Genomic DNA, 22,075 nt, shown 5'->3' on the forward strand with positions numbered 1-22,075 from the left:
TGGATTGTTAGTGGAGCGTTCGGCCGCCAGCTCATCGAGCTGACGGCCTGACGGGCTCAGAGATAAGTCATTCTGCGCTCTTGACGCTTCTGCTCCGTGTAGTCCTGAATGACGGTCCCAACAGGAATCATGTCAGCCAACGCTCTCAATGAACGGTAGTCGCTCGCCTGCGCCTGGACGCTGTCTTCATTGGCTTCCGATTGACGAATCCGCTCCATCAATTCACGCCGTAAACGGACAATTGCGAGATCCCCGCTACCCAGGAACTCTCGCGTCCGATCGACAATGGGAATGCTCTCGGCAACGGCGTAATCCTCAAAAATAACGCCCGGAACGCCTGTCCAGCTCCGACCGGCACGCATTGCTTCGCGATCTTGCCCATAGTTGAGAAGACCTTGGCGGGACGCTGCGAAGTTGTCGTCGGATTCATCAGTACCATCCAGCGCGAAATCCGGGAGGTTTTCATCGATAGGTTGGCGCGAATCCCAATAGACATACCACTGAAGACTGCGCGTATTGTTAACCGGCACTACGATGATCAGAAATCCCGCTTCTTGTTCGGTGGTACCAATGAACGCGCTCGCCGGTGCTACAAACTCGGTCACCCGAAGGTAGTCCTGCTCCTGACCCGTGGTGCGCAACGAATACGACCGTAAGCCATACGGCTTGCTCTCGAGCGTGTACTTGGGGGTGTCGTTGCCAGTGACGAGCTGGAGCCCGGCCTGGGGAAGCTCCGGGTTCGCCGTGGTGTCATGGTGCAGCAGTCCGATATGGGCCGAGTCCATTAACGTTTCGACGTTTTGCAACCAGTTCGCTTCGTTATAGGAAGCCCGCGGTCTGGCGTGCTTACGATCAAAATAGGTGAATGCATAATCAGTGAAGGCCGGCGCTTCGCCCTCACCCAAGTACACCCACACAATACCGCCCCCCTCTCGCACCTCGAACCCTTGCCCCTTTACCTTTTTGCAAAAAGCTTGGTCCTTCTCGGTTGGCATTTTGGTGCAGTTGCCCTGCGTGTCAAAACTCCAGCCGTGGAAGATGCAAGTCAGGCGGTTACCTTCATTTCTACCGAGCGCGAGCGAAACGCCGCGATGGGGACATGCCTCATGGAGGAATCCGACATGACCATCATCCGCGCGAAAGGCGACATATTTTTCGCATAGCAATTCGACACGTTGTGGCGTTCCTCCCGGCTCAAGCGCCTCACTGCGCAGCGCTGGAATCCATTGTCTTTTCCAATACCTGTGCAGAGGTGTGCCAGGGGAAACGTCCGTCAGCAGGCGGTTCTGTTCAGCGGTCAGCATAGCGAGCCCCGTTCTTGTTTTTTAGAAGAGCCGCAGCTAAGCGGCCAAAACTATCTTAATAACAAAGTATCTCAGTCTTTAAGATAGTTTTAGGCTATTCTCGCTTTTAGAGCTCGTCAAGAAAATTCGTTAGCATGTTAACGCTTTGCCGTGAGCGCTCCGTCGACTCCCGTGCACTGAGGTTCATCGCCTCAATGACAGCCCTGGCAGCGCCATAGCTGCAGGGCACACCCGGTTCACACTGAGGTATGATCACCTCAAAGCCACCTGATGGATTTTGCATGAGCGATTTATTGTTTCCTGCCGCCAGCCCTGAGGCCGTTGCGCAAGCATGGCGTAACGAACGTCCGGATCTGGATCACCTTGGATTGGCGATTACACTCCGAATCCGAAGCCTCGCCATGTTGATCGATCACCACATAGAGGTAATCGCGGACGACCTTGAACTGGGGATGAAGGATCTCATGCTGCTGTTCGCTTTACGGCGAAGCGGCCCGCCTTACTGCATGCGCCCTACCGATGTCTTTCGTCTGCTGAAGGTGACGTCGGGCGCCGCCACCTATCGAGCGGACAAATTGGTAGAACGCGGCGTCGCCAACCGTATTCCCGATCCACGTGATCGCCGAGGCCAATTGATTCAATTGAGTGAGGAAGGAATGCGTTTGGTAGATGTCGCTATCACCCGTCTGGCGGAATCGAGTTCAAAATGCCTCGATTCGCTCGATAGCAAAGAAGGTGAGCTTGATCAGATTGGCCATCTGTTGCATTCGTTGGAGGCCGGGTGGATGGAGATTACTCCCCTTAGTGAAAACCCGCTCGCACGCTCTGACGATTCTGGTCTGTGATGAGCAGTCCAAAACGGTGGATGAGTGGATGTCGCCGATTGGAAAAGCAGTCACCCCTTTCAGGGCTTGATCTTTTTAAGATCTTCGAGTAATTGGAGCAGTTTCTGCAATTTTTTCTCACCAAACTGCCGCTGGATCTCGAGGTAATTGCGCTCCATCCCTTCGCTCATCGACAAAAAGCATTCATACCCTTGCTCGGTCAGATTGAGGAAAATGCGGCGCTGATCTTCAGCCGATTTCCTGCGAATGACCAGTCCGTCGCGCTCCAGGCGCTTGAGCACACCACTCATGCTGGGCTTTAGAATACAAGCCTGATGTGCCAACTGATGACTTTCCAGTTCGCCCTGTTGGCGAAGAATTCGAATGACTCGCCACTGCTGCTCGGTCAAGTCATGATCGTTCAGGCCAGGACGGAAAAACGTCATAACCGCTTCGCGAGCCTGGAGCAAAGTGAGTGTCAGGGAAGGTCTGGGATTGGGCATATTGAGTGGACTATGTGAACCAGCCAACAGCTTACGGTTGGTGCTTCAGTAGCGCAACCGGCTGGAGGTCGCCGCGCACCTGTCCCCAGAAACAACCCCGCTGCAGTCACCCTAAATACAGGTCATTAGCGAAACCCCGAATGTCGCAGGCGATACTCTCCTGGCGTCATTTGTGCGTTGCGTTGGAAAAAACGATTGAAATACGCCGGATCCCTGAAACCCAGCAGGTAGCAGATTTCATTTGCCGAGCTGCCCGTGAACAACAGCAAACGCTTGGCTTCCTGCATGACCCTTTCGAACACTAGGCGTTTGGACGGCAAATCGGCAATACGCCTACAGACATCGTTAAGCCGAGCTTCGGTAACGCCAATGGCCTGCGCATAACGGCCAAGCGCCCAGTGCTCCAGATAATGCTCTTCAATCAGTGCATTGAATCGATGAAAGATCTGCAAGTCTTCACGTCGCGTAGGCGTCGCTTCGAGAGGGTTTGCGCACAGCCTTAATACGCTGACCATGATCAGTCGAGTCAGGCTTAGCACCGCTGCGCTGTGACCGGCGGCCCCACCGTTCATCTCCCCTCGCAGCTCTTCGAATAAAAATGCCAGACGCCGCGATTCGCTTTGCTGCTCAGGCTTGAGGTGATCAAGCGCCACACAGGCTGCGGGAAGTTGCGGCCCCAATGCCAGCCCAGGATCGCTTTCGATCAATTGCCAGATCAACTGCTGGCGAACGGTGAGCACGTGGCCATCGCTGTCCGCCTCCGTCACGAAGGAATGGGGAATCGTCGGTGGGGTAAGAAAAAACATGGGGCCAGACTCGACGTACTGCTGATCATCTAGATAAACCCTCACCGTTCCGCTCTTGACGTAATGCACCTGAAAAAATCGATCGTGGCGGTGCACTGGCATGTTGCGACCAAAGAAACCCGCCAGGTTGCCGAGCTTGTCGTAATGCACTTCGCTATCGCTGTAACGCTGATCGTAGACCTGGCCGATGTTGATGTTAGGAATTGGATACCGATCGTTCATCACACATTTCTCATTTTTCTTGTCCAGACATCCCCCGCTCCCATGGTGCACTCGTTGCGAGTAAATCGCCATGAACAATAAGGCGCTTGACGATCATTAACATATTAATTATAACGATAACATGTTAACAATAATTAGGCCGGACACCTCCCGTCCCGCCACTGCCAGGAGAGAAGCATGAGCCATGCCTTGCATGACATCGCGACCGGCACCTTGCTCGGTGTAGCGCTGAACTACCAGGGATTGCTGCTGAAGCGCCTTTCTGAATTCGAGCAATCGCCGTACCAAAAGCTGCCCGTCAAACCGGTTCTGTTCATCAAGACGCCCAATACGCGCAACGTACATGGCGGCGCCGTGGTGCATCCTGGTGCAGGAATTTCATTGCAGCCTGGGCCGGCTCTGGGGGTGGTGATTGGCAAAGATGCGAGTCGAGTCAGCGCTGACGAGGCTCTGGATCATGTTGCTGGCTATACCATCGTCAACGAATTCAGCCTTCCGGAACAGAGTTACTACCGCCCTGCCGTGAAAGCAAAATGTCGCGATGGTTTCTGTGCCATCGGCCCGGAGTTCGTACCGCGTGAACAGCTTTCCAATCCGCACGACTTGTCCCTGCAACTACGAGTCAATGGCGAGCTTCGACAAGAAGACTCCACCGCAAACTTCGTACGCAAGATTCCTCAGTTAATCGCCGAAATCAGCGAGTTCATGACCTTGTATGCCGGAGATGTTTTGATCACCGGCACACCTTTGGGTCGTGTCGATGTCCTGCCTGGTGACCGCGTAGACGTAGAAATCCAAGGTCTGGGATGCCTGACCAATGTCATCGTTGCCGAGCAGGAGGGCACCGTATGAAACACGCTCGTATACGATTCGAAAGTCAAATACATTCCGTCACGGTTGATGCAGACAACATCGTGCATTTGACCGATGGCCGCTCCCTCAGCGAAGAGCAGGTCGAGTGGCTGCCGCCGGCCAATGGCAACATGTTTGCCCTCGGCCTGAACTATGCCGATCACGCTGCCGAACTTGCCTTCGCGCCGCCAACCGAACCTTTGGTGTTCGTTAAATCACCAGGGACCTACACCGGCCACAATCAGATCACCTGGCGGCCTGACAATGTTGCCTACATGCACTATGAGTGCGAGCTGGTTGCGGTCATCGGCAAGCCTGCACGCAACGTCAAACGTGAAAACGCCCTGGAATACCTGGCGGGTTACACGGTCTGCAACGACTACGCGATCCGCGATTACCTGGAAAACTACTACCGCCCGAATCTGCGGGTAAAAAACCGTGACGCCACGACGCCGGTCGGTCCGTGGATCGTCGATGTTGCAGATGTTCCCGATCCGAGCAATCTGAAACTGCGCACCTGGATCAATGGTGAGCTGCGCCAGGAAGGCTCGACCAAAGACATGATCTTCGACATCCCTTACCTGATCGAATACCTGTCCAGTTTCATGACCCTGCAGCCAGGCGACATGATCGCCACCGGTACGCCGGAAGGCCTTGCAGACGTAGTTCCAGGCGATGAAGTGATCGTGGAAGTCGAAGGCGTTGGTCGCCTCGTTAATCGAATTGTCAGCGAAGCGGAATTCTTCTCCGCTCGTAAAGAGGCTTGAGCAAGATGATCAAACATTGGATCAATGGCCGTGAGGTCGAAAGCAAAGATACCTTCACCAACTACAATCCGGCCACCGGCGAAGCGATTGGTGAAGTGGCCAGTGGCGGAGCTGAAGAAGTCGCACAAGCAGTGGCGGCGGCCAAGGAAGCCTTTCCTAAGTGGGCCAATACGCCCGCCAAAGAGCGCGCACGACTGATGCGCAAACTTGGCGAGTTGATTGAGCAAAACGTTCCACATCTGGCCGAGCTGGAAACCCTGGACACGGGCTTGCCGATCCATCAGACCAAGAACGTGTTGATCCCTCGCGCCTCGCACAACTTCGATTTTTTCGCTGAAGTCTGCACCCGCATGGACGGACACAGTTACCCGGTCGACGACCAGATGCTCAACTACACCTTGTACCAACCGGTGGGCGTTTGCGGCCTGGTGTCACCCTGGAACGTGCCGTTCATGACGGCTACCTGGAAGACTGCGCCGTGCCTGGCACTGGGCAACACTGCCGTGCTGAAAATGTCCGAGCTGTCGCCGCTGACGGCCAACGAACTGGGTCGCCTGGCCGTCGAAGCCGGCATTCCGAACGGTGTACTCAACGTCATTCAGGGCTATGGTGCCACTGCCGGTGATGCCCTGGTTCGGCACCCGGACGTACGAGCTATTTCCTTCACCGGCGGCACCGCCACCGGCAAGAAAATCATGCAAACCGCCGGCCTGAAAAAGTACTCCATGGAACTGGGCGGCAAGTCACCGGTATTGATCTTTGAAGATGCCGATCTGGAGCGTGCCCTCGACGCGGCGTTGTTCACCATCTTCTCGCTCAATGGCGAGCGCTGCACCGCCGGTAGCCGCATCTTCATTCAGGAAAGTGTTTACCCGCAGTTCGTGGCTGAGTTCGCGGCACGTGCCAAACGCTTGATCGTTGGTGATCCGCAAGACCCGAAAACCCAGGTCGGCTCGATGATCACCCAGGCCCACTACGACAAGGTCACCGGCTACATCAAAATCGGCATCGAAGAAGGCGCCACCCTCCTCGCCGGCGGCTTGGAACGTCCGGCCAACCTGCCAGCCCACTTGAGCAGAGGTCAGTTTATCCAGCCGACGGTGTTCGCCGATGTGAACAATAAAATGCGCATTGCCCAGGAAGAAATCTTCGGTCCGGTGGTGTGCCTGATTCCGTTTAAGGATGAAGCCGAGGCCTTGCAACTGGCGAACGACACCGAATACGGCCTGGCGTCGTACATCTGGACTCAGGACATCGGTAAGGCGCATCGCCTGGCCTACGGCATCGAAGCCGGCATGGTATTCATCAATAGCCAGAACGTGCGGGACTTGCGTCAGCCGTTTGGTGGCGTGAAAGGTTCCGGCACCGGACGCGAAGGCGGCCAGTACAGCTTCGAGGTTTTCGCCGAAATCAAGAACGTTTGCATTTCCATGGGCAATCATCACATTCCTCGCTGGGGACTATGAGCAGCCGATAGCCGCTGCTGAAGGCTGCGATGAGGCGCGCATCGGCTCATCGCAGTTTTCACTGGCCGCTGAACTGAACTGACAAGAATAATTTCAGGAGAATCATCATGGGCGAAGTCGTCCTGGCTGCAAAAGTCTGTCATGTCCCGTCGATGTACCTGTCCGAGCTGCCGGGCAAACACCACGGTTGCCGTGCTGCCGCTATCGCCGGACATAAGGAAATAGGCCGTCGCGCGCGCGAACTGGGTGCCGACACCGCCGTAGTGTTCGACGTCCACTGGCTGGTGAACAGCGGCTACCACGTGAACAACGGTGAGCACTTCAGTGGTGTTTACACAAGCAATGAACTACCGCATTTCATCAAGGATATGGTTTACCACTACCCTGGCTGCCCGGAGCTCGGACAACTGATCGCTGAGGAAGCCAACGCAGCCGGTGTGCGTACGCTGTCGCATAACATCCCGAGTCTGGAGTTGGAATACGGCACCCTGGTGCCCATGCGCTACATGCACATGGATGTACCTGCAGCCGAAAAACTCAAAGTAATTTCCATCGCGGCCTGGTGTGCCTGGCATCGCCTGGAAGACAGCTTCACTTTCGGCGCCGCCGTACGCCGCGCAATCGAGAAGAGCGACCGCAAAGTCCTGGTGCTGGCCTCCGGTTCTCTGTCGCATCGTTTCTCTGACGATCGCGAGGCGGAAGCCAATATCCACAACTGGACGCGTGAATTCGACAAGCAGGTCGACATGCACGTGGTCAAGCTGTGGCGTGAAGGTCGATTCAAAGAATTCTGCGCGATGCTTCCTGATTACGCCGAACACTGCTTCGGCGAAGGCAAGATGCACGACACCGCCATGCTCCTAGGTCTGCTGGGTGGTCCGGACTACAACAAGCCGGTCGAAGTCCTCACGGAGCCCTTTGGCAGCTCCGGAACCGGCCAGATCAACGCCATTTTCCCGCTCTGAATTTCGCTCAAGCGGCAGGGTCGCGCCCGCCGCTCAGTGCAACTACCTCCCAGGAGGGCACAATGCCGCATTTTATTGCTGAATACACCGACAACATCGAGCAACAGGCCGACTTGCCGGGCCTTTTTGAAAAAGTCCACGCGACACTTGGGAGCAGTGGTGTATTTCCGCTGGGGGGAATCCGTAGCCGAGGCGTTCGACTGGATACGTGGCGTATGGCCGACGGCAAACACGATTACGCCTTCGTTCACATGACGCTGAAGGTAGGCCATGGCCGCGACCTGGCGACACGCCAACAGGTCGCTGAAAAACTGTTCGAAGTCATTACCGCCCACTTTGCACCGTTGCAGGCAGAACGCCTGCTGGCGCTGTCGTTTGAAATGATAGAACTGCACCCCGAGCTGAACTTTAAGCTCAACAACGTGCATGCCTTCCTCAATCAGCAGGCGAATTAGCAAGCCCTCCCCCATCGGCCTCTCTCACAAAAAGTACAAAATCATGAGCATAGCCACTTCCGCTACACAGCCTTTGAGCGATGCCGCAACGTCGACTCACCGCACAGTGACCTGGCGGCTGATGCCACTGCTGCTGGTGTGTTACCTGTTTGCTCATCTTGATCGGATCAACATTGGTTTCGCCAAGATGCAGATGGGCGCCGACCTGCAGTTCAGCGATACCGTCTACGGCTTTGGTGCGGGCCTGTTTTTTATCGCCTACGCGATGTTCGGTGTACCCAGCAACATCGCTCTGGACCGCATCGGGCCACGACGCTGGATCGCTTTGTTGATGGTCGTCTGGGGGACCCTGTCGACCAGCATGCTGTTGATCAAGAGCGCTGAGGGTTTCTACGCGTTGCGCTTCTTGCTCGGCGTCGCCGAGGCCGGATTTTTCCCAGGCATTCTGGTGTACCTGAATCGCTGGTATCCGGCCAGCAGGCGCGCACAAGTAACCGCGTTGTTTGCCATTGCCGTGCCGCTGGCCGGGGTCATCGGTGGCCCCCTATCGGGCGGTATCCTGCAAGGCTTTCATGATGTCGGGGGCCTACGTGGGTGGCAGTGGATGTTCCTGATTGAAGGCGCGCCAGTCGTGCTTCTCGGCTTGCTGGTACTCAAGGTGTTGCCTGACAACTTCGAGTCGGTCAGCTGGCTGAGCAAAGAGCAGAAAGACCAACTGCGCAACCAATTGGCTAGCGAAGAGCAACGCAAATCCATCCTCTCGTTTGGCGCAATCCTGCGAAATCCGCAGGTCTGGCTACTGGTGGGTATCTATTGCGCGGTCATGTTGGCGGTCAACACGCTAGCTTTCTGGATGCCTACCCTGATTCACAGCTCCGGGATTGGCAGCGACGGCAAGGTAGGCCTGCTCAGTGCCCTGCCCTATCTGGCAGGCTGCGGTTTCATGATCGCCTGCGGACGCTCATCGGACCGGCGTCGTGAACGCCGGTGGCACTTGAGTGTGCCATTGCTCATGTCAGCTCTCGGTATCGCCGTAGCCGGACTTTTGCCTGACGATCCCTTCATGGTAATCGGCGGATTGGTGATTGCGGGTATGGGCGCGAGCGCCGCACTGCCGATGTTTTGGCAGTTACCACCCGCATTCCTGTCGAACAGTACCCAGGCGGCGGGCATCGCCTTGATCAGTTCTTTGGGAAGCATTGCCTCGTTTCTGACACCCAATCTGATTGGCTGGATGCGTGACACCACCCACAACGCCAGTCTTGCCCTCTACGTCCTCGCGACCTTGATCGTCGCAGGCGCCTTTCTAGTGCTGCGCACGCCCGCCGCCATCGTCAATCCTCATTAAGAGATCCACGTCATGCTCGATCAAGAACTCATCCAGCAAGCCGCTGCTCAACTGGACAACGCCGAACGCACTCGTGAGCAAGTCGGGCAGTTCTCCCTCGCACATCCACAGATCACCATCGAAGATGCCTATGCCATTCAGCGAGCCTGGGTGGCGCAGAAAATAAAGAACGGACGCAAGCTGGTGGGGCACAAGATTGGCCTGACCTCTCGGGCGATGCAGGTTTCATCAAATATTTCAGAACCTGATTACGGGGCGTTGCTTGACGACATGCTGTTCGACGAAGGCACCGATATCCCCTTTAATCGATTTATCGTACCGCGGGTTGAAGTGGAGCTGGCATTCATCCTCGGCAAGCCGCTCAAAGGCCCCAACGTCACTATTTTCGATGTGCTGGATGCTACTGAATGGGTGATCCCTGCCCTGGAAATCATTGATGCGCGAATCCAGCAGATCGACCCCGAAACCAAAGCCACGCGCAAGGTCTTCGACACCATTTCCGACAATGCGGCGAACGCAGGAGTGGTCATGGGTGGGCGTGCTGTGCGCCCTCATGAGGTCGACCTGCGTAAGGTGCCAGCCGTTTTGTACCGCAATGGCGTGATCGAGGAATCAGGGGTTTCTGCCGCCGTGCTCAATCATCCCGCGAAAGGTGTCGCCTGGCTGGCCAACAAGCTCGCCCCCTACGACGTCACGTTACAACCGGGGCAAATTATTCTGGGCGGGTCGTTTACCCGTCCAGTGTCTGCCAGCCCAGGCGATACCTTCCATGTCGACTACGACATGCTGGGCTCCATTTCCTGCCGCTTCGTCTGACTCCTGGAGGACTGATTCATGGATATGCCCATCAACACATTCAAGCAACGCCTGAAAAGTGGCAAGGCACAGATCGGCCTTTGGCTCGGCCTGGCCAACCCTTACTGCGCGGAGCTGGCAGCCAATGCCGACTTTGATTGGCTGTTGATAGACGGCGAGCATGCGCCCAATGACGTACGCAGCATGCTTGGCCAACTGCAGGCGATAGCGCCCTACGCCAGTCATCCGGTGATCCGCCCTGTCGCTGGCGACACGACGTTGATCAAACAGATTTTGGACATCGGCACCCAGACTTTGCTGATACCAATGGTCGAAAGCGCCGAACAAGCGCGAGAGCTGGTGCGTGCCGTGCACTATCCACCCAGTGGCGTGCGCGGTGTAGGCAGCGCGTTGGCGCGGGCGTCGCGCTGGAACAGCGTGCCCGGCTACTTGGACAAGGCTGACGAGCAAATATGCCTGCTGGTGCAGATTGAAAGCCTGAAAGGCCTGGAGAATCTGGATGCCATCGTCAACGTCGAAGGCGTTGACGGGGTGTTTATCGGCCCTGCCGACCTCAGCGCTGCGATGGGCCATCGCGGTAACCCGGGCCATCCCGAAGTTCAAGCAGTAATTGAAGACACCATCATACGAATCCGCGATGCCGGCAAAGCGCCCGGCATTCTCAGCGCCGACGAAAGATTAGCCAGACGCTACATCGCGCTCGGCGCGGCATTCGTAGCGGTCGGCGTCGACACCTCCGTACTGATGCAAGGCCTGCAAGCACTGACAAGCAAGTTCAGAAACACCCCGGCCACCCTCAGTACCGGCGGCGTCTACTAATTTCAGGTCAATTGCAGATAGTCGCTGCTGGCGGTCGTTTCCGCCAGCAGTGACCCCCCGCATATCAACGCTTCAGTGACTTCAAATCGTTGAGCAACCCCAACAACGTCTGCAATTTTTCCGCGCCGAAGCGCTCCTGCAAGCGCTCATAGTTCTCTTCCATGCGACCACTCATACTGTCGAAACAGCTATCACCGGCATCGGTTAGTTTCACCAGTACTCGACGCTGATCAAGCTCTGAGCGCCGTCGCTCGACCAGCTCTGCGGTCTCCATCCGCACCAGTACGCCTGTCATGCTGGGTTTGAGAATACACGCCAAGTCCGCCAAGCGATTAATTTCCAATTCGCCCTGCTGACTGAGAATCCGCATAACCCGCCATTGTTGTTCAGTGAGGCCTATATCCTTCAGCGAGGGCCGGAAAAAGCTCATGGCGACTTCACGGGCCTGGAGCAAGTTGAGTGTCAGAGACTGTCGGCGCTTGGGCATTTAAGAACGGCTCGAAATTAGTTATCATGTTAATAATATTATCACGCCAAAATAGCCATAAAGCTTCTTACTTATCGAGTAGGAGGCGGCTTCACAGCCGCCGTCCTCTCACACCACCGTACGTACGGTTCCGTATACGTCGGTTCAGGTCATGCGGCTAAGCCGGTTGATCGTATCCAGTATCGAGACCAGTTCAAACTGAGAGTGACAACCTTAAGCCTGCGTCGCTTGCGCGACCGGCTCAGGGAGCTGCTGCGCCGGGTACGGGGCCGCTCGATGAAACATGCCATCGAGCGAATAAACCCCGTGCTGCGTGGTTGGGCTGGCTACTTCAAGCTAAGTCAGAGCAAACGGCCCCTTGAGGAGCTTGATGGCTGGGTGCGGCACAAACTTCGGTGTGCCATATAGCGTCAATGGAAGCGGCCCTCCACGAGGGCGCGCAACTAATGCGTCTTGGGCTCAACGAAGCACGCGCCTGCACATCGACATTCAATGGCCGGTGTCCATGGTGGAACTCGGGAGAGTCACATATGAATCAGGTGCTACCAAAGAAGCTGTGGGATCGGCTTAGGTTGCTGATGCCAGCTCATGCCATAACCCAGGTAGTCGCAGGTCCAAGGCCGTTCCACGCGGCTCTTTTTCCGATTCAGCACCAGTTTCAGGCGCTGGCTCAGGAAACGCTCAACACTGGCCATCACTCGTTCGCCAGCCCGCTGGCTGCGCACATAAATGTTCGCGTCATCGGCATAACGCACGAAGCGATGACCCCGCCGTTCCGGCTCGCGGTCGAGTTCGTTGAGCAGGATGTTCGACAGCAACGGCGAGAGCGGGCCGCCTTGCAGCGTCCTTTCCTGCCGTCGGCTGGTGATACCGCCCGACATTATCCCGGCTTCGAGGTAGCGACGGATCAGTCTGAGCACACGCTTATCCTTCGCTTTTTGGATACGATGTTCAGGCACAAAGGCATCTTTGACGATCAAAGTTTTGCTACCGCTGCCACGCATGCCGATAGCGTACCAATCGTCATGGATCTCGTAGTCGAGACGAGGCAGGATTGCAAAGCAGTAAGCCTGGGTACCTTCGACGTTTTTTCGTCGGAAACCCATAATCGCCCACTCCGCGTGGTCGCACCCTGAACTCCAGCCCATTTCCCAGCTGAAGGTCACGCCGCCTTCCACTTCCTCAGTGCGACCGAAGGGGGCAATACTACTGCTAGCGGTAGAATCAGGATTCGTGCCCCACACCTCTTCTTGCAACTTGGCCGAGAACATCGCCATCTGGTGTGAGTGAGTACAAAGCAGGCTCATTGCCCATGCTGTGCGCTGGAGGCTTGACTGTATCCAACCATATTGATTTTCATCAGATTATCTGACATCTGAGAAAACTGTGCGCCATGAGCCACAATCTCTCCGCTGAATAACTCAGTGGCCGCCACCCATTAACTATTCTGAATAAAACTTAAAATCCGATTTTGTTCCGCGGTATAGCGTTTTTCAGCCGTATTAAATTTATCATACTCCTCACGGTCACTTGGCTCTGGGAGCCCAGCCCCAACGTTTTGCTTAAGGCCTGCAATTTATACCTTCAATCCCCGAAGGTAATTCAGTGTATTTTTTGCTGAGCAGGATCGGTCAAAGTTACAAGTTGACTCATGACTATATGAGATTTCAACTGGACTTTAACCATATTGCTTAACAAAACAATGTTTGGAAGCCACTTTTCCCCGATTACTTCTGACTGCTCTGACATCCTCCCAACTTAACATAATGAAAAATAGCCAAGCAAGATTACAATGAAAGCAATCGCACCAAAGCTTAACATATATCGCGGGCCTAACTCGATGTTTCTTAGCATGCTCCACCATATCAATAAATACAGGTGCATCGACTATGAAAAGCGGAATTTTCGAGCAGGCATGCGCCACATCCCTGAAAAGACTAAATATCGAATTCCAGTATCAAAAAGATAGTGTCGCAAAATAGGATATGGGCGGTAGGAGCTACCGCCCAAAACGATCAATTGACGTGCAACTCTGACAAAGAAAGACTCATCTTTTCTGAGTCCTCAATATAATCCTTGGTCAACATTTTATTGAGAAACCCGGTATTATCCAAGAAGAAGTCCCTCATTTTGGCAAGCGGGTATGGCATGTGATGGAAGAAGTTCCCGAGTTTACGAGCAAACTCCACATGATGATTTGTGTACGCAACCCGCTGCTCTTCAAACTTACTGAACGAGTCTTTAACCGTACTCAGGTCGGATAGATCTCGACCTTTGAGGAATTTTGCCAGGAAGTACCCATCTTCAATCGCCATGCCCATACCATAAGCTGCATAGGGAGATACTGGGTGAGCTGCATCACCTAAGCAAACAACTCGGCCTTTGCTCCACGTCTTCATGGATGGCTTATTGTAGACGTCCCAGCAAAAAATCTGAGAATTGAAATTAGTGGCCTCGACAAGCCTTGGAATTGGATCTGCCCAGTTCTTAACAATATTACGAATATATTGTTGAGGATCTTTTGGCCGAGCGGTTTTCTCTGACGCCGGTTCAACAATCCACCACTCATACCCTGGCTTCCCATCGTGCAGCATAGGAAAGAAACTTGCCTGATATTTATGAGAGTGAGAGATCACGCCAGAATTAGGCGGAATTCCATCGATTGGATCGCACCAGGCCAACCATACTCGCACACCGACGTGGAAAAGATCCTGTTCACCAAACGCCTGGCGACATACGGCAGAACGAACTCCATCAGACCCGACCAATATATCGGCCTCGACACAAGTACCATTGGCGAACCTTACACTAATGCCAGCGTCATGCTCATGATAGGATTCAAAATCCGAGCCTGGGACGATTATACCTTCCGGAAGTAGGTCCAGCATTTTTGCGAACGCACTGGAGCGCAGAACACCGTAATACCATCCTTTGATGCCAAACGCTTTTTCGACAGATGGATTAAACGGAATATCGGCACGATACTCGCCCTTGCTGTTCTGAAATTCAACTGTCGTGTAAGAGCCGAAGTTGCTCATTTCGATTCCGTACGACTTGAGAATTGCGAGGACAGGTGTACTAAGCAATACTGCCCCCCCGAGTGGCTTTGGTTCTGGATTTCGTTCGAAGATCCTTACATCGTAACCTTGTTTCAGCATAGCAATAGCGGCAGACACTCCTCCAGGACCGGCCCCCACGATTGCGACTCGACGACCAGGGCGCCATTGATTGTTATTATTTGACATTATGCTTACCTCTCCACTTATTCTGATCTACTCTAAGTTTGGAATTCTTCCGGCATTCACTTGGAATTAAAATTTTATGAACCCGTTAACCATCATCGTATCACCACTTGGGGAATTCCTGGCGTAAACATCTTTCTGGTAAGCAGCAAAAACTCCCCAGTCTCGGCTAGCATAACCAACCTGTGGCCCAACTTTAGCCGAGCGTGAGCGGTTCCCCACATCTTGGCCATTCAATTGATCATCATTTAGTTGCGAAGACACGAAGCCACCGATCCCTGCTAGCCAATTTTGACCTAAACGATAGTTCAGGCCATAGTCCGCCACAACTTGCACGCCCGACTGATAATCTGTCGCGTGGTTCTCGAAACTATAATTGACACTTATTTTCGAGCTAACTTCCAGATATTGGAGGGGAAACCATGTAAAACAATAGGCCAAATATGCTGCCGAGTTATTCGCCCCTGGATTTATCAGTGAGCGCTCATCGTATTTACCCCAAGGCGCAATAAGATCGACTTCAACATTATGTAGATAGGTGGGAGAAGCCCAACTAACTATCGCACCAAAAAGGGGATCACCGAATCCGCTTGACGAGTCTTTCATAAAAGACCCCAAAACGGGGATATCTACGCTCCCATCGACATATGGGACTGCCATCTGGAGCGAGATGTTTCCACCAAAAAGGGTAGGTGCATCTTTTAGGGTGTGAACCACCCGCAGAGCATGAGCATTAACAGAACCCTTTGCTTTTGGGAAAACCTTGTTCCCTTTGCCATCTCTAATAGAGTCAATGTCTGTATGAGTGTTATAGGAATACACATGTGTCTCACCAGGCGCACCTACTGCGCCGCTCATTACGGTAACGATCCCCCTAGGGTAGCCAGAGGTACCATTTTCTAGGGCTAGTGCGTTGCTTTGGGCAAGCGCCACGGTGACAAAAACTGCGGAAAGCACTACATTTTTTTGCGCACTCATAAAGCACCTTTTTATTTTTATTTAATGCAACAGAACGCATTCGCTCCTAACGAGCAAAGCAACATTAGCCACATAACTTCGCACAATCTGAAACATTACCGAGAGCATTCCACCGAGAGGAGCTTCAGTATTTACATGGCACCTTCAGCGAGATCCCTTAATAAAATATTTCCACAAGAATCAATTCGCAGATCAATTTTTTTTAAGCTTTCACTAACGCAGGGCCCACTCACACAGACCCCAGGTTTAATATCGAATGCTGCTCCATGCCCACGACAGATGATGAACATCGCTGAGGTGTCCAGATATTCATCCTTCTTAAATGGCAGCGTCGATCCCGGCCAGTGTGGGCAAGAATTCCAATACCCTACCATTGTTCCCCCATTATTCACGATGAAAAACTGATCGCTGCCATGACCTGTTAATTGGAAACCTAGCGAGCAACCAAGATGTATATCTGAAATATGGCAAACTTTCGTCATCATGGCGCCCACGCTATTCGATTAGTTCGGCTTACCACCTGGCGCCCATTTTTCTCGCCAATGGAAGAGGAATACCTGCGAATTATCAACAATTCCTGGCGCCAGTCGTGCTTCCCATGAATCGTCGTGTTGATCCATATCGGCATCGTATTCAATATGGCAGCCCATTGGGCTGTTGAAGTACCAGAACCAATTTGAGCCAAAGCGATGACGGCCGGGGCCCCAGAATGACTCGTAACCTTTCGCGGCAAATGCGTAGCCCGCACGAAGCACCTCGGTAGGCCCCCCCATGTGGAAGGTGAAATGCTCACAGCCTTGCAGTTGTGGCGGAGTCTGGATCAAGAACAGAGTATGGTGATCCGCGGTCCCAGCAGGACGAAGGAATGGCCCCATCCCAATGAATTTGTCTGTCACCTTAAAGCCCAGACGATTCGCATAAAACTGTTCAGCCTTCTCGGCGTCTGGAACAAAGTACACGACATGGGACAGCGTGCGCGGGCGTGGGGTAGGTTCAGTTGTGTCAATGGAGACACCAGTGACGTTTGCAGGGCGATGGACATGCCCTGGTGCATTCACTCGTTCAGCGGGCAGATCAATAGTCTTACGAATCGAGACTTGGAAACCGAGTACGAAGCCGAGGTCGTCGGTGATTTCGAGAGAGCCATCGAGCAATACCTTGACCTCCCGATCGGTCTTAAATTCTTCCTTGATTTGCTCCAGGACCGAACTGTCCTTCACGCCATAGATGGTTTTTCTCAGCATGTTGGCGGTGGGCAGTTCCCAGGCGGGGAGGCTGGGGTCTGAGCGATGGCGTATTACCACGCCAGTTCCATCCAGAGCCTCAAATCGACCGTCGCCTACGGCAGTCAGGCCGTAGTCCGTTAAAAACTGCTCGCAGAGAGATACATCATCGACACCAAAAATTAGCGTATCCGGGCCAAGAATATTCATCTGATCACCTATTATTTTTATTTTTTTCGCAGCCTTACCGGCCAGTATGGGTTTGATATGACGAACCCATACTGCTCCTCCCATTACATGAACGGCTTGCGTTCCTCTGGCCACCAGATCCCTTCTTGAGGCTGGCCCATTTTGTTGCGCAGTGTCCCCACGCCTTCGACGATAAGCTCAACAACATCGCCAGGCTGTAGCTTACGATCAAGCTCCAGAGCCGAACCACCACCCATCGTTCCTGAGCCGATTACGTCGCCCGGCACGAGCACCTCTCCCAAGCTGGCCCAAGCCAGAAGCTCGGCAATTGTCCAGAGCTTGTTGGAGCTGTCACCCTTGCCCCAAACCTCACCATTAACTCTAACTTCCATACCAATCCGATCAAGATCGGCAAACTCGTCCACTGTAGTGATCCAAGGTCCAATCCCATAGGCAAAGTCCTTGCATTTGGTAGGCCCCATGCCAATTGGCATCTCGATGGCCTGACGGTCGCGAGCGCTGAAATCGTTGAAGATCGTGATACCAAACAGGTGGTCCAGCGCATTGTCAGGGTGGAGATTGCGAGCTTGGCGGCCGATGACATAGCCCAACTCCAGCTCATAATCCATGTGCTGGATGTACCCTGGCCAAGCTACTTCTGCTTCATGGCCAATCACGGTGTGAGGCGTACCCTTGAAGTAGCCCGGAATTTGGAGCAAGCATGGATTTGGCGCGTGACCAATTTTTTCATGGAAGCCCTTAATGTGCCCCACGAAGGTCAAGCCATCGCGAACGACAGAAGGGTCGGACGAGGGAAGCCAGGTCACCTTGTCGAAGGGAAGGGAATAGCGGTCCGGACGAGATTTGTTGATCCTTTCTGCGACCTGGGTAAATGAGTTACCCAAACCGATTGCGGCCGACATGCTACCTGGGAACACGCCTTCTGCGTAGCGGAGTGCGGAATCGTAGGACGCGCCTTCCTGCTCAAGCTCCCAAAGAAGGGTACGGCGGAGATCGATGACTCGCTGCTCCTCAGGAACAACCAGCACCAATCGTGGCGTGGCCCCATCCGGACCGTCGACAGAGATACGACCAAGCTTCATATGAACCCCTTCTTTACTTGTCAGTCAGGTCGAATGGATCAACACCTGATATTGCACGCAAAGACTATACAGCTCGTACCGTTTTGTAAAGAGAGAAAAAAGCGTATTATTCGCTACCTTTGCAGGCTCAGGTTCCTTTGCTATACGACTCTTAAAGCCCGAATATTTGGCGATTTATGGTAGTAGAAATGTAAAAGATCAAGCAGAATACTGGCCGAGCCGTATCGTTTTAGGATTCTAAGTCAGGTTGATCTACTGGCGCCCAAGCGATAGCAGTCTTAGATAGCGAAGGAAGCAATTTATGCCGGTTAAAAACACCGCACCGAACGACAAAGCAGCGGTCGGTCGCCCACGAAGGCCGGTGCAAGCACCTGCGCCATCAGCGTGCCCGGCTCCGCGTTCGTCCACGTCATAGCCACCGTCGATGCCTGCGCACTGCCAGCCGTCATCCTCGGATACCGTCTGGGACTTTGGGTGAAAGTTCTTCCTCGAAGAAATTTCTGCATTTCGACATTCGACGAGACTCTGACGCCTACTGGCGGCATAACCTGTTCGGCCCTTAGTGGCGTGGTTTTTTTTCCGCCACTTACTACGGCCTCGGCTGACTTCTGCAGGTTCATCCCATCGCCTCGCCGCGCTCGATAGCACGGCGGCAAACCTGCAGATCTCCCAAGGTAAATCGCGCGACCTTCCTGCTTATGCCTGTCGGATATACGTCACAGCGTTCCGTGTAAGTATTCGGCTTTGACGGTGTGGGCCGTCTTACCCCGCTGCGCCGCCTCTATCCGCTTCCTGTTCGTCAGGCCAGCAATTTGCCTCGGGCTTCCTTCAGATTCGCAGTCGCCCGCGACACCCCTGCCTCTGGCTAACACTTCCTCTTGCCGGGTGTGTAGAGGACTTCCACCTCCAAGTCGTCCAGTTCACCAAATAGTGAACCTGACAGCGCCAGTCACGGCGCTACGCGCCATGCCTGGCGCAGCCATAAAAAACGGCGCTTTGGGCGCCGTCTGTTTTGATTGTTAACTAAATCAGGTCAGCGCCTGATAACCGCTTTCAACACGGTCTTGAAGGTTTCCAATTGGTCGTCGCTAAATTGCCTGAAAACTTCGTCCTGCTGTTCACGGGCAATTGACCACAACCCTTCTGTTTCATCGATACCTTTAACCGTCAGACGCAAATGCCCGCCTTCTTCACAGACCAACCCCTTGCGAGTGAGATTGACAACGGCTTCCTCGATTTCCCGCACTGGCATTGCCACCTCGCGCTGCAAATCGGTGAGGCTTAGACCCGCATCATTTTCCAGCACCATCAGCATACGTGCCTCACTGGTTCGTAAACCGGTGGACAATTGCCGCGGCTGATAGCTTGCTTGATAAGCGCGCAACGCCTGAGTCATAAGGTAGTAAAGATTATGGTTCAGACGCCCTTGGAAGTGACTGCTAGGCGGCTGACCTTCACCACTCGTGGTCATGCGCGTGTGGGGCAGCACCATGGAGTATGCACCCTGGTGGTACAGCAACGGCGAACGACCAAAATCATCGAAAGCCACCACCTTGCCAATCATGATCCAATGATCACCACCGTCCACCTGCTGATATTTTTCGCACTGAAAACGCGCGGAGCAATCAGCAAGAATGGGCGCCCCTCCGTGACCTGACTCGTATTCGATGCCAGCAAAACGATCGTCTTTCGGACGGGCAAAATTGTTCGACAAATCAATTTGATCTGCAGCAAGCACATTCACGGCAAAGTGGGTAGCGGCAGCAAATACATCATGACTGGTTGATCGCTTATCGATACTCCAGAGAATCAACGGCGGATCGAGCGACACCGAGTTGAAGCTATTGGCCGTCACCCCCACTTTTCGGCCATCGTGATCGGCGGCTGTCACCACTGTCACACCGGTGGCGAAGTTACCTAAGGCGCGGCGAAATGCACGCGAATCGAAGGCAGAAGAAGCTGCAATTTCATTAATATCGGACATGCAAGACTCCCGAGCACGCCCCCTGGGCGCGCTCTGATTATTTTTATGAGGGGCTTGTGGCTTTAGGGCGAACGGCCTTAGGCCATTGAGGGATCGGGCTCAAGACCCATCAGTTCGCGACCAAGTATCTGTGCACAAACGTCATAGTCGGTATAGGCGTGCGCCCCCGTAAGATGTGCGTCGCGGAATAGGCGTTGCAACTCGTTGGTTTCAAACCAGGCGCCGCCGCCGGCCGCTTCCATCAGACGGTCCACAGCCTGGATACACATTTTCGTGGCATAGCCTTGATTGGTACGCCAGAACGTGAGCGTGGTGCGGCTAGGGTACTCGTGGCGCTCGCTGTATTCGGCAATCTCCTCCCAGCTTTTTTCCAGCAACGCTCGGGCAGCCGCAACTTGATGCGTGGATTCGGCCAGGCGCATCAATGCCGGGGTGGCTGCGCCGACAGCGGCACCGGTGTAGGCACGGACGCGGTTGCGGGTTTTCTCGCGAAAGACATCCAACATGCGCTCGGCAATACCCAGGCTGACAGTCGAAAAACCGCTGGCGAAATAAGGCCGATAAGGGGCGAAGAAAATCTTGCTGTCCGGATACAAACCAAAGCCCGCCGACTTGCCTTCGATCATGTCCTTGGCTTTCTGGATTCGGTGCTCGGGCACGAAAGCATTCTTGACGATCAGGGTTTTGCTACCGCTGCCACGCATACCAACGGCAAACCAGTCATCACGGATTTCGTAGTCACTACTTGGCAGCACCGCGAAACAATAATCCCGAGTGCCTCCAGCATTCTCACGAAAGAACCCCATGATCGCCCATTCGGCATGATCACAGCCTGAACTCCATCCCATCTCACCACTGAAAGTGACGCCTCCCTCCACCTCCTCGGTGCGCCCAAAAGGCGCGATGCTGCTACTGGCAGTAGCATCGGGGTCATTTCCCCACATCTCATCCTGCAGCTTGCTGGAAAACATTGCGATTTGATGACTGTGAGTACATAGAAGGCTCATGGCCCAGGCCGTGCTGGCACAGGAACCGGCCAACAATGCGATGCAGTCGGCAAACTGAGGCAGAGAGATCTCCATGCCGCCGTACTTTTTCGGCTGCAACGCATGGTGCATACCAATGCCTTTGAGCAAAGCGATATTATCGGTGGGAACACAACGCGCGCGTTCGGCCTCGAAGGCATTAGCCGCGATAGTAGGCAGAACACCTTTTAGGTCTTCCAGCAGCGGGTTTGGAGTTTTCATGGGCGGTCTCATTATTATTGGATAGTGGCGCCCCTCTTGGCAGTCGCTTGCGAACAGCGCCAGAAGGCACCGTACGCTAGATGGCAAGCGGGTAAGCGCGTGAGCACCCGGTCAGTATGAGGTGCTGGGGCACTACGAAAAATGCACGTTACAAATAGAAGATTGCACTTTTCATAGAGTCTTTAAGCAACGAACAAAACGCGAAGAAGAATGGACCTGGAAGTGATGTTCATCGCTGACTGTTTAAAGATGGCCACTGCCCTTCCCTCCTGACTCGCCCCCCCCCCCCCGCGCCGCCGACTTGCCGACAACAGATCCGAGCGAAAAACCTCATACAAACGAAACGCAATGACTTGCAGAGTGTCGACCAAGCGAAGCAATTTTCACTGTAACAAAGCCTTCTGCTAGAGCACCCTAACCCGCGCTTTAAACAACAAAAAAAGATTAATACGAGCGAACATTTTCCTGCTGGATT

The 22,075-nt window shown here is 54.0% G+C and carries 20 protein-coding genes and 2 pseudogenes; 10 read left to right on the forward strand and 12 right to left on the reverse strand.

The features are described 5' to 3' along the window. Window positions 1-56: 56 nt before the first annotated feature. On the reverse strand, window positions 57-1,304 hold the full coding sequence (locus tag CKW15_RS16120) for a Rieske 2Fe-2S domain-containing protein (RefSeq protein ID WP_090454420.1): 1,248 nt from the start codon (window positions 1,302-1,304) through the stop codon (window positions 57-59). A gap of 281 nt (window positions 1,305-1,585) precedes the next feature. On the opposite strand from CKW15_RS16120, the gene CKW15_RS16125 reads away from it, so the two are divergent. Then, window positions 1,586-2,149: a MarR family winged helix-turn-helix transcriptional regulator gene (locus CKW15_RS16125; RefSeq protein ID WP_159953406.1), complete on the forward strand. Its 564-nt coding sequence runs from the start codon at window positions 1,586-1,588 to the stop codon at window positions 2,147-2,149. Window positions 2,150-2,208: 59 nt separating this feature from the next. Here the strand turns inward: CKW15_RS16125 and hpaR (CKW15_RS16130) are convergent, their stop codons facing one another. Together hpaR (CKW15_RS16130) and hpaA are read right to left on the reverse strand one after the other, a co-directional pair. After that, window positions 2,209-2,631, reverse strand: coding sequence for a homoprotocatechuate degradation operon regulator HpaR (gene hpaR, locus CKW15_RS16130; protein ID WP_095152391.1), 423 nt, complete (start codon window positions 2,629-2,631; stop codon window positions 2,209-2,211). Between the two features lie 125 nt (window positions 2,632-2,756). Beyond that, on the reverse strand, window positions 2,757-3,659 hold the full coding sequence (gene hpaA / locus CKW15_RS16135; protein ID WP_077431812.1) for a 4-hydroxyphenylacetate catabolism regulatory protein HpaA: 903 nt from the start codon (window positions 3,657-3,659) through the stop codon (window positions 2,757-2,759). A gap of 177 nt (window positions 3,660-3,836) precedes the next feature. Here hpaA and CKW15_RS16140 point away from each other — a divergent pair, with 177 nt between their 5' ends. The 8 genes from CKW15_RS16140 (at window position 3,837) to hpaI (ending at window position 11,147) form a co-directional block, all read left to right on the forward strand. Further along, window positions 3,837-4,511: a fumarylacetoacetate hydrolase family protein gene (locus tag CKW15_RS16140; RefSeq protein WP_095152392.1), complete on the forward strand. Its 675-nt coding sequence runs from the start codon at window positions 3,837-3,839 to the stop codon at window positions 4,509-4,511. Next, window positions 4,508-5,278, forward strand: a complete 771-nt coding sequence (locus CKW15_RS16145; RefSeq protein ID WP_095152393.1) for a fumarylacetoacetate hydrolase family protein — start codon at window positions 4,508-4,510, stop codon at window positions 5,276-5,278. The genes CKW15_RS16140 and CKW15_RS16145 overlap by 4 nt, the downstream gene beginning before the upstream one ends. Before the next feature lie 5 nt (window positions 5,279-5,283). Further along, window positions 5,284-6,744, forward strand: coding sequence for a 5-carboxymethyl-2-hydroxymuconate semialdehyde dehydrogenase (hpaE, locus tag CKW15_RS16150; protein ID WP_095152394.1), 1,461 nt, complete (start codon window positions 5,284-5,286; stop codon window positions 6,742-6,744). Between the two features lie 107 nt (window positions 6,745-6,851). Further along, window positions 6,852-7,709 carry a 3,4-dihydroxyphenylacetate 2,3-dioxygenase gene (hpaD, locus tag CKW15_RS16155; protein WP_095152395.1) on the forward strand — a complete coding sequence of 286 codons (858 nt, stop codon included), beginning with the start codon at window positions 6,852-6,854 and terminating at the stop codon, window positions 7,707-7,709. Between the two features lie 62 nt (window positions 7,710-7,771). Beyond that, window positions 7,772-8,164 carry a 5-carboxymethyl-2-hydroxymuconate Delta-isomerase gene (locus tag CKW15_RS16160; RefSeq protein ID WP_095152396.1) on the forward strand — a complete coding sequence of 131 codons (393 nt, stop codon included), beginning with the start codon at window positions 7,772-7,774 and terminating at the stop codon, window positions 8,162-8,164. A 43-nt stretch (window positions 8,165-8,207) separates the two neighbouring features. Then, a complete protein-coding gene (locus CKW15_RS16165; RefSeq protein WP_095152397.1) occupies window positions 8,208-9,512 on the forward strand; it encodes an MFS transporter in 1,305 nt (434 codons plus the stop codon). A gap of 12 nt (window positions 9,513-9,524) precedes the next feature. Then, window positions 9,525-10,328, forward strand: coding sequence for a 2-oxo-hept-4-ene-1,7-dioate hydratase (hpaH, locus tag CKW15_RS16170; protein ID WP_090454405.1), 804 nt, complete (start codon window positions 9,525-9,527; stop codon window positions 10,326-10,328). 18 nt (window positions 10,329-10,346) lie between these two features. Next, the gene (gene hpaI / locus CKW15_RS16175; protein WP_095152398.1) at window positions 10,347-11,147 is read left to right on the forward strand and encodes a 4-hydroxy-2-oxoheptanedioate aldolase; all 801 of its coding nucleotides are present in this window, start codon (window positions 10,347-10,349) and stop codon (window positions 11,145-11,147) included. Between the two features lie 64 nt (window positions 11,148-11,211). Here hpaI and hpaR (CKW15_RS16180) read toward each other — a convergent pair whose 3' ends face one another. Further along, entirely contained in the window at window positions 11,212-11,634 is a 423-nt protein-coding gene (gene hpaR, locus CKW15_RS16180; protein ID WP_095152399.1) for a homoprotocatechuate degradation operon regulator HpaR, read from the reverse strand. A 189-nt stretch (window positions 11,635-11,823) separates the two neighbouring features. Here hpaR (CKW15_RS16180) and CKW15_RS16185 point away from each other — a divergent pair. Then, window positions 11,824-12,212, forward strand: a pseudogene (locus tag CKW15_RS16185) (group II intron maturase-specific domain-containing protein); the annotation flags it as partial. Here the strand turns inward: CKW15_RS16185 and CKW15_RS28785 are convergent. The 8 genes and pseudogenes from CKW15_RS28785 to CKW15_RS16235 all read right to left on the reverse strand — a co-directional run. Next, window positions 12,201-12,953 (reverse strand): annotated as a pseudogene (locus CKW15_RS28785) (reverse transcriptase domain-containing protein); the annotation flags it as partial. The pseudogenes CKW15_RS16185 and CKW15_RS28785 overlap by 12 nt on opposite strands. 696 nt (window positions 12,954-13,649) lie before the next feature. Then, the gene (locus tag CKW15_RS16195; RefSeq protein ID WP_095152400.1) at window positions 13,650-14,879 is read right to left on the reverse strand and encodes an NAD(P)/FAD-dependent oxidoreductase; all 1,230 of its coding nucleotides are present in this window, start codon (window positions 14,877-14,879) and stop codon (window positions 13,650-13,652) included. Between the two features lie 66 nt (window positions 14,880-14,945). Continuing rightward, entirely contained in the window at window positions 14,946-15,854 is a 909-nt protein-coding gene (locus tag CKW15_RS16200; RefSeq protein ID WP_095152401.1) for a transporter, read from the reverse strand. Between the two features lie 131 nt (window positions 15,855-15,985). Beyond that, window positions 15,986-16,339: a Rieske 2Fe-2S domain-containing protein gene (locus tag CKW15_RS16205; RefSeq protein ID WP_095152402.1), complete on the reverse strand. Its 354-nt coding sequence runs from the start codon at window positions 16,337-16,339 to the stop codon at window positions 15,986-15,988. A gap of 18 nt (window positions 16,340-16,357) precedes the next feature. Beyond that, window positions 16,358-17,287: a VOC family protein gene (locus CKW15_RS16210; RefSeq protein ID WP_095152448.1), complete on the reverse strand. Its 930-nt coding sequence runs from the start codon at window positions 17,285-17,287 to the stop codon at window positions 16,358-16,360. An 83-nt stretch (window positions 17,288-17,370) separates the two neighbouring features. After that, window positions 17,371-18,369: a fumarylacetoacetate hydrolase family protein gene (locus CKW15_RS16215; RefSeq protein WP_095152403.1), complete on the reverse strand. Its 999-nt coding sequence runs from the start codon at window positions 18,367-18,369 to the stop codon at window positions 17,371-17,373. 1,033 nt (window positions 18,370-19,402) lie between these two features. Next, the gene (locus CKW15_RS16230) at window positions 19,403-20,353 is read right to left on the reverse strand and encodes a p-hydroxyphenylacetate 3-hydroxylase reductase component (RefSeq protein ID WP_095152404.1); all 951 of its coding nucleotides are present in this window, start codon (window positions 20,351-20,353) and stop codon (window positions 19,403-19,405) included. Between the two features lie 77 nt (window positions 20,354-20,430). Continuing rightward, on the reverse strand, window positions 20,431-21,600 hold the full coding sequence (locus CKW15_RS16235) for a p-hydroxyphenylacetate 3-hydroxylase oxygenase component (RefSeq protein ID WP_095152405.1): 1,170 nt from the start codon (window positions 21,598-21,600) through the stop codon (window positions 20,431-20,433). Between the last annotated feature and the right edge of the window lie 475 nt (window positions 21,601-22,075).

The organism is Pseudomonas sp. Irchel s3b5, assembly GCF_900187435.1.
In the GTDB taxonomy this organism is placed as follows: domain Bacteria; phylum Pseudomonadota; class Gammaproteobacteria; order Pseudomonadales; family Pseudomonadaceae; genus Aquipseudomonas.